We start from the raw sequence: 6,945 nt of genomic DNA on the forward strand, positions 1-6,945 counted from the left end.
CGGCATTCAGATCCGATCTCTCCGGCGTTATTGAAGTCATCCAGGGAAGACACGCCGGATGGTGTTCAGCTCGTATCCGTTCCTGTTCGGCTTTCTTCCGATCGTGCTGGCACTGTGCTGGAGTTGTCGTCTCCTGGCACCGCCGCAGGTCGCGGTGGTTCTGCTGGGAGCGGCGTCCATCTGGTTCGCCGGCTACTGGGACTGGCACTACCTGCCGCTCCTGCTTGGCACGATCCTCTTCAACTTCATCATGAGCTGGGTGATCCACAGCCAGAAGACGGATCAAGCACGCCGTCTTGCGCTATTCGTGGGTGTCGCCGGCGACCTGCTCTGCCTCGGCTATTTCAAGTATTCCATGTTCGTCGTGGGCAATCTGGAGGAACTGCTGGACAGCGAGTTCGGCTGGCCGATCGTCATCCTGCCCATCGGTATCTCATTCTACATCTTCACCCAGATCGCCTTCCTAGTGGACATCTGGCGTGACCGCAGCCGTCCCTACGGCCTGATCGAGTACATCCTGTTCGTCACCATCTTCCCGCATCTGATCGCCGGCCCGATCATCCACCACAAGGAGATGATCCCGCAGTTCCGCAGGGACAGCTTCGCCCGGTTCGACCTAGCGAACGTCAACACCGGCATCGCCTACTTCGTGTTCGGCTTGGCGAAGAAGGTGCTGATCGCCGACAACATCGCGCCGGTGGCGGATGCAGTGTTCCAGGCGGCCGACCGCGGCGACCCGATCAGCACGCTTGAAGCTTGGTTCGGCACGCTCGCCTATGCCCTGCAGCTGTTCTTCGACTTCTCGGGCTATGCCGACATGGCAATTGGCCTGGGCTTCATGCTCGGGGTGGTGTTTCCCCAGAATTTCGATCGCCCTTACCGGGCCACGTCGATCGGCGACTTCTGGCGTCGCTGGCACATCACCCTGTCGCGCTTCCTGCGCGACTACCTCTACATCCCTCTTGGCGGCAACCGGCACGGCTTCCCGCGTGAACTCCTGGCCCTGTTCGTCACCATGCTGCTCGGCGGCATCTGGCATGGAGCCGGCTGGACCTTCGTCATCTGGGGGGTGATGCACGGCTCCTACCTGGTCATCCAGCGCCTCTGGCAGCGTATGCGGGGCGGAAAGCCGCCGCGTGACGAGAAGCCACGGCTTGGCCTGGGATGGCTGATCACCATGCTGGCGGTGCTGGTCGCGTGGGTCCCCTTCCGCGCCACCACGCTGGACGGCACGTTCGGCATCTGGCAGGCGATGATCCTGCAAGGACCGATGGCGCCGGATGCCTGGCGCTGGGTGCTTCGGCCGATCGCGGGAACATTGGAACAGGTCGGCGTCACCTTCGGCGGCCCTGGCTATGTCCGTCTCCGGCTTTGGGGCAGTGCCGGGCCAATCATCGTCCTCGCCTTGGGCCTCGCCTTGTTCCTGCCCAGGTCCGATGTCCTGGCGGAAAGCCTGTTCGGCCTGCGCAGGCTGGACGGTGCCGGCATGATTCAGGTCGGGTGGCGCGCAGTGGCGCTAGGCGTAGCGTTCTTCGCCTCGGTCATCTACCTCGGCTACCACACGACCTTCCTCTACTTTCAGTTCTGAGAGGACCGCATGGAACGGAAATTTCTTGCGGTCTTCGCGGCAACCGCCCTGTTTCTCGCCGGCTGCATGGTCGGCTTGAACTGGTACGTCGACCCTTTCGCGCGCCATGCCTCGGTCGACGACGGGTTCGACCGCGGCCCCGCCTACACCCTGAACCGGCGTCTCTTCAAACTGATCGCCTTCGACCGGTGGATGGCGGAGCACCAGGGGGGGCCTCCCTCGCTCGTCATCGGGGACAGCACCGCCAATCAGCTCGACGACGAGGCGCTGACCGCCATCACCGGTCGTCCCTGGTACAGCATGGCGTTCGGCGGCGCCGGGCTGAACGAGATGACCGAGCTCGCGGACTACGTGCTCGACAACTACCCGGTGAAGGAGATCGTCTGGGGCGTGCCCTTCACCCGCATGATGGGCGATGTCGAGAGCGACATGCCGCGCTCCATCGAGATGGCCAATTCGCCGTGGAAGCACATGTTCACCTACGAGGCACTGCAGGCTTCGCTGCTCGTGCTGCGCTCGACCTGGACCGGGGTCGGCTTCAATGACCCTGCCCTCGACACCGGGGGAGAGGATGTCGTGACCTATCAACTGAGTCGGACGAAGACGGAGATGTCGGGGCGGCCGTGGCCGGCCAAGGAACTGGCGGCACTCGCACAAACGCTGGCCCGTGCCGAAGAACGCGGCATTCCCGTCACCATCCTGATCCCTCCCGTGCATCCTCGCACCGCCGAGATGTTCCGGCAGGACTTCGCGGATCGATATGCCCAGTATCGGGAGTTTCTTGCGCCGTACTGCGTGGTCGACTTCACGACACCGGAGGAGGCCAGCCGCTGGCCGGCCGCCATGTTCGGCGACTCCGTCCACCTGAGCCGCCGGGACAAGCCGCTGCTGACCGAAGCGCTCGGCCGCGCACTGCCCGCCCCCTGTGCCACGACCGGTCCGCGCAATGGCAAGCCGCAGGTAACGTCCGCAAACGACTGAACGGTGCTCACGGGGCCAATCGCTCTCTTGTGACGCGCCCCGCTCCCTCCGGCGGCAGGCGGAGCGGAACCCCCTGCCCGGCACGGGGTTTACTAACCATCGAAACCACAGCCAAGGGTGACCAAGATGGCTTCCGGAACGATGGACAAGATCAAGGGCGGTGTGAAGGAAGTAGCTGGCAAGGTGACCGGCGATCAACGCACCGAGACGGAAGGCAAGACCGACCAGACCAAGGGTGATGTCAAGAACGCCACCGACAATGTCAGCGAAGCCGCCAAGGGCGTGCGGGACAGCCTGACGGGCGACAAGACTCCACGCCACTAAGGCGCGTTTTTAGTTCATGAGTTCTTGGGTCGTCGGGCTCGTTCCTCACATTGGACGGGCCCGATTGTCGTGTGGCGGTTCGGCCGTAGCAGAACCGCCATCCGTTCAGTGGCTCTCCTGGACGTGCGCCTCGAGGAACCAGAGCGACTTGTCGAGCGAACGGGATGCCGCGGTGAAGATGTCGGCCGTGGTGGGGTCACCGGCCTCGTCCGTTTCGTCGATGGCCTTGCGGACACGGTTCGCGACGTCGCCATAACGTTCGATCAGCGCCTTGAGATGATCCTCGACGGCATAGATATCAGTCGGATAAGCCGGCACCTTGGTCGTCGCCGCTACCGCCTGAACGCTTCCAAGCGCCGTGCCGCCCAACTGGGTCACCCGCTCTGCGATCGTGTCGACATGGGTGTCGAGTTCGTCCCGGAACTGATCGAGCATCTCGTGGATGGCGATGAAATGCGGACCTTTCAGGTTCCAGTGTGCCTGTTTGGTTGCCAGGGCGAGGTCGATCGCCGCTGCCAGATTCTCGTTGAGGATCCCGATCACCGTAGCCTTGGCGTTGGTGGAAACATCGTTCTTGGTTGGATGCGTTCTCATCACAGTCATCTCCTTTTCCACGTCCTATATGGTGCGCAAGCCGGCGTCGTCGCAACTGCGGGTCGGACTGGGCGTTCCGTAGAAGCCCGGCGGCATACGCATAATGTGCAGCGCCGCCAGTATCGTCTGCCGGGCAGTTGTGGCATCAGCGACGCACCGGGAGATGTCGGATAGGCACGCTCGCTTTTCATGAGCGGCTTCACCGACTACACCCCCTTCGCAACGGATTGCGTGTCTCCAGTGAGACCGTTCAGTTACGCACTACCTGGACCACCATGTCAGTCGACGTCTCGATCATCGTTCCCGTCTACAACGAGGAGGACAATGTCCGCCCGATGTACGAGGCGATCCGCGACGCGGTAGCCGGCCTCGACCGTACGGTGGAATTGGTCTTCGTTGATGATGGTTCGCGCGACAGGACCGTCGAGCGGCTGTGCGAGCTCCCGAGGCAGGGCAGGCCAATTCTTCGCATCGTCAAGTTCCGTCGCAACTATGGTCAGACCCAGGCCATGATGGCCGGTATCGACGTCGCGCGTGGCAAGGTGCTGGTCACCATGGACGGCGACCTGCAGAACGACCCGCGCGACATACCGCGTTTCCTGGAGCAGATCGACGCGGGTCACGACCTCGTCGTCGGCTGGCGGAAGGACCGCAAGGACCATTGGTCGCGGGTGCTGCCATCCAAGGTCGCCAACCGGCTGATCGGCTGGGTGACGGGTGTGCCGATCAAGGACAATGGCTGCTCGCTGAAGGCCTACCGCGCGGACCTGATCAAGAAGATCCCGCTCTACTCCGAGATGCACCGCTTCATTCCCGCGATGAGCTCCCTGGCACGGCCGAAGATCGCGGAGATCGTGGTCCGCCACCATCCTCGCGTGCACGGCTCGTCCAAGTACGGCTTCTCGCGCATCTACAAGGTCTTCGTGGACCTGATCGCAATCCGCACCGTGCTCACCTTCGCCCGCTCACCACTCCTGTGGCTGGGTGGGCTGACCTTGGTGACGTTCCTGATCACGACGCTGGCGGCCATGTCTGCCGTGGTATTCGCGGACACCTCCTATGCCGGGTCGTCCGTGGTGTTCGCAGGCGTGACGCTCCTCTTCGGCGCGCTCAGCCTATTCCTGATCTTCCTGGCCTTCCTGGGCCAGCTCATCTGGGGAGCACGCTCGAAGAGCCTGGCTCCCTTCGTCGACCTAGCCGTTCAACCTGCCGGTCGGGAAGTACCGTGACCCTGCCAACTTCCGATGTCATCCTCGGCACGCCCGCGATCCCGACGCGCAGCGACCAGACCTCGACCATCCCTGCGCCCGGCCAGACGGCCCGGCCGCCGACCGATCTGGTCCTCTCGGTGGTCGTGCCGGTCGCGCGCGAGACGGACACGATCCTGACCGATCACCAGCGCCATGCGCTTGCGTTGGAAATCCTGGGCCCGGTCGAGTTCGTCTACGTGGTGGACGGTCATCTGCCGCGGACCACGTCGGCGCTGGAGAAGATGGCGCGTGCCTCGGGCGGGACGGTGCGTGTCCTCGTCTTCAACCAGGCGTTCGGCGAAGCGGCGGCCCTGTCGATCGGCTTCAAGCATGCACGGGCCGACAGGATCCTGACGCTCGTGCCGGAGCCGCAGGTCGACCCGGCAGATCTCCCCGCCCTTGTCCGGGGGCTCGATCGTGCAGACATGGTCGTCGCCAAGCGGACCAGCGGCGTCGGCGGGTCGGTGTTCGGCGCGGGCAAGATGGAATGGGTGTTGAAGCGCCTGCTCCAGTCGCCTTTCGCCGATCTCCGCTGCCGGGTCAGGGCACTGAAGAAGGAGGTCGGCGAAGAGATCGTTCTGTACGGTCACCAGCATCGCTTCTTCCCGCTGCTTGCCCTGCGCCACGGCTTCAAGGTCATCGAGCAGACGGTGCGACCGGGCGATGGGCTGCCCCTCAGGGACACATCAGCGCCGCTCGACTACAGCATGATCCTGGACGTCGTGACGGTATTCTTCTTGTTGAAGTTCCTGAAGAAGCCCTTCCGCTTCTTCGGTGGCTTCGGCATTGCCGTCCTGGCCCTGGGCCTGCTCGCCACCGGCTGGCTGGTCTTCGCGCGGCTCACCTTCGGCACGCCGCTGGTGGACCGCCCCGCCCTCATTCTCTCCTCCCTGATGGTGGTCCTGGGCGTGCAGATCATCGCGGTCGGGTTGATCGGCGAGATCGTGACGTTCGCCTATACCAAGGACATGCGCGACTACCGCATCGACCGCATCATCGAGTAGGACGCCAGGCGCTGAAGCGTGGCGGCCCTGGTGTCACTGGAGCAAGGTGACGGGCCCGCCACGGCGCCAAACGCTAGAGAACGGCGAAGAAAACGATGATCATGGCGATGACCGCGAGCGCGACGCTGATGCCGAGCACATAGCGCACCCGGCCGAGCTTCTGGCCCTGTCGGGCGGCGGTGGGTGCCTTGACGGCGCTGGAATCGTGCCGGTCAGGCTCGGCCACACGGGGTTCGGAATTGGCCATGGCAGGTCGCTCCAGTTCGGTGATCTCGTCCGGATGAACGGTCCGCCGACTGGGCGGTTCCGGCAATCACGAGGCTGACCTGTTGAACAACGGCGACTGCCCTGGCCACTCCGGCTATGCTTTTGCTCGACCACGTGCAGAACAGCAGGCCGGATCCGCATGCATACGAGGTGGCTCGCGACCCACTGGGTGACAGGTGCGGGCTTCATGGCCGGGGGCTTCCTTGCCATGGCCCCGCTCCTCCTTCTAGTCCTGCCAGCGGCGATCTTCCTGATCTTCCTGCACGCGCCGGGCTATATGATCCATCAGGTGGAGGAGCACGCCGGCGATCGGTTCCGGACATTCGTGAACGACCGGATGTTCGGCGGGCTCGACGTTCTGCGCAGCGTCGACATCCTGGTCATCAACCTGCCGCTCGTCTGGGGTCTGAATGCCGCCGCACTCTACGTGGCGTTCATCTGGGGCGAAGGGTTCGGCTTGGCGGCACCCTATGCCATGCTGGTCAATGCCTTCGCCCATGTCGGAGCTTCGGTAAAATTCAAAGGCTACAATCCCGGCCTTGCCACTTCGATCCTCGTCTTCGTACCGCTCAGCGTCGTGACGATCTGGGTCATCGGGGCACTGCCCTCGGTGGATCTGATGCACCATGCGATCGGCGTGGTCATCGCCTTGCTCGTCCATATCCTGATCGTGGTGCACTCCGCATCGCGCCATGCCGCCTTGAAGGTCGCGCCATGCTGAATGGATCGCGTGGGAGCCGCCACGGTTCACGTCGGCCTCAGCCCCGGTACCTGACCACCTCCACTTCCGGCACGGCCCGGCCGTCATAGACGGTGAGCTTGGCCAGGCGGACCCGGCAGCCGTCGACCTGGGCGTCCTGGAATACGAACGCGATCAGATCTTCCGCCCAGCTCTCCAGAAGCGGCTGGTGCGGGCGCCTGGGCCAGACCTCGGTCA

The 6,945-nt window shown here is 63.9% G+C and carries 8 protein-coding genes; 6 read left to right on the forward strand and 2 right to left on the reverse strand.

Annotated elements, in window-relative coordinates; translation table 11 throughout:
* Positions 1-58 precede the first annotated feature (58 nt).
* From VHL31_RS06375 to VHL31_RS06385, 3 genes are all read left to right on the forward strand, one after another.
* A complete protein-coding gene (locus VHL31_RS06375) occupies positions 59-1,588 on the forward strand; it encodes an MBOAT family protein (RefSeq protein WP_329660375.1) in 1,530 nt (509 codons plus the stop codon).
* A 9-nt stretch (positions 1,589-1,597) separates the two neighbouring features.
* Entirely contained in the window at positions 1,598-2,569 is a 972-nt protein-coding gene (locus tag VHL31_RS06380; protein WP_329660376.1) for a hypothetical protein, read from the forward strand.
* A gap of 126 nt (positions 2,570-2,695) precedes the next feature.
* Positions 2,696-2,893, forward strand: a complete 198-nt coding sequence (locus VHL31_RS06385) for a CsbD family protein (RefSeq protein WP_329660377.1) — start codon at positions 2,696-2,698, stop codon at positions 2,891-2,893.
* A gap of 105 nt (positions 2,894-2,998) precedes the next feature.
* On the opposite strand, the gene dps is transcribed toward VHL31_RS06385, so the two are convergent.
* Positions 2,999-3,487, reverse strand: a complete 489-nt coding sequence (gene dps / locus VHL31_RS06390; protein WP_329660378.1) for a DNA starvation/stationary phase protection protein Dps — start codon at positions 3,485-3,487, stop codon at positions 2,999-3,001.
* Positions 3,488-3,762: 275 nt separating this feature from the next.
* Between dps and VHL31_RS06395 the strand changes: the two genes are divergently transcribed.
* Positions 3,763-4,716 (forward strand): glycosyltransferase family 2 protein, encoded by a 954-nt coding sequence (locus tag VHL31_RS06395; RefSeq protein WP_329660379.1) that lies wholly within the window; start codon positions 3,763-3,765, stop codon positions 4,714-4,716.
* The gene (locus VHL31_RS06400) at positions 4,713-5,741 is read left to right on the forward strand and encodes a glycosyltransferase (protein ID WP_329660380.1); all 1,029 of its coding nucleotides are present in this window, start codon (positions 4,713-4,715) and stop codon (positions 5,739-5,741) included. The genes VHL31_RS06395 and VHL31_RS06400 overlap by 4 nt, the downstream gene beginning before the upstream one ends.
* Positions 5,742-5,814: 73 nt before the next feature.
* Here the strand turns inward: VHL31_RS06400 and VHL31_RS06405 are convergent, their stop codons facing one another.
* On the reverse strand, positions 5,815-5,988 hold the full coding sequence (locus tag VHL31_RS06405; protein WP_329660381.1) for a hypothetical protein: 174 nt from the start codon (positions 5,986-5,988) through the stop codon (positions 5,815-5,817).
* Between the two features lie 159 nt (positions 5,989-6,147).
* Between VHL31_RS06405 and VHL31_RS06410 the strand changes: the two genes are divergently transcribed.
* Complete coding sequence (locus VHL31_RS06410) at positions 6,148-6,729, forward strand: HXXEE domain-containing protein (RefSeq protein WP_329660382.1); 582 nt, start codon at positions 6,148-6,150, stop codon at positions 6,727-6,729.
* Positions 6,730-6,945: the final 216 nt, after the last annotated feature.

The sequence above is a fragment of the Geminicoccus sp. genome (genome assembly GCF_036263595.1).
Taxonomy (GTDB): Bacteria; Pseudomonadota; Alphaproteobacteria; order Geminicoccales; family Geminicoccaceae; genus Geminicoccus.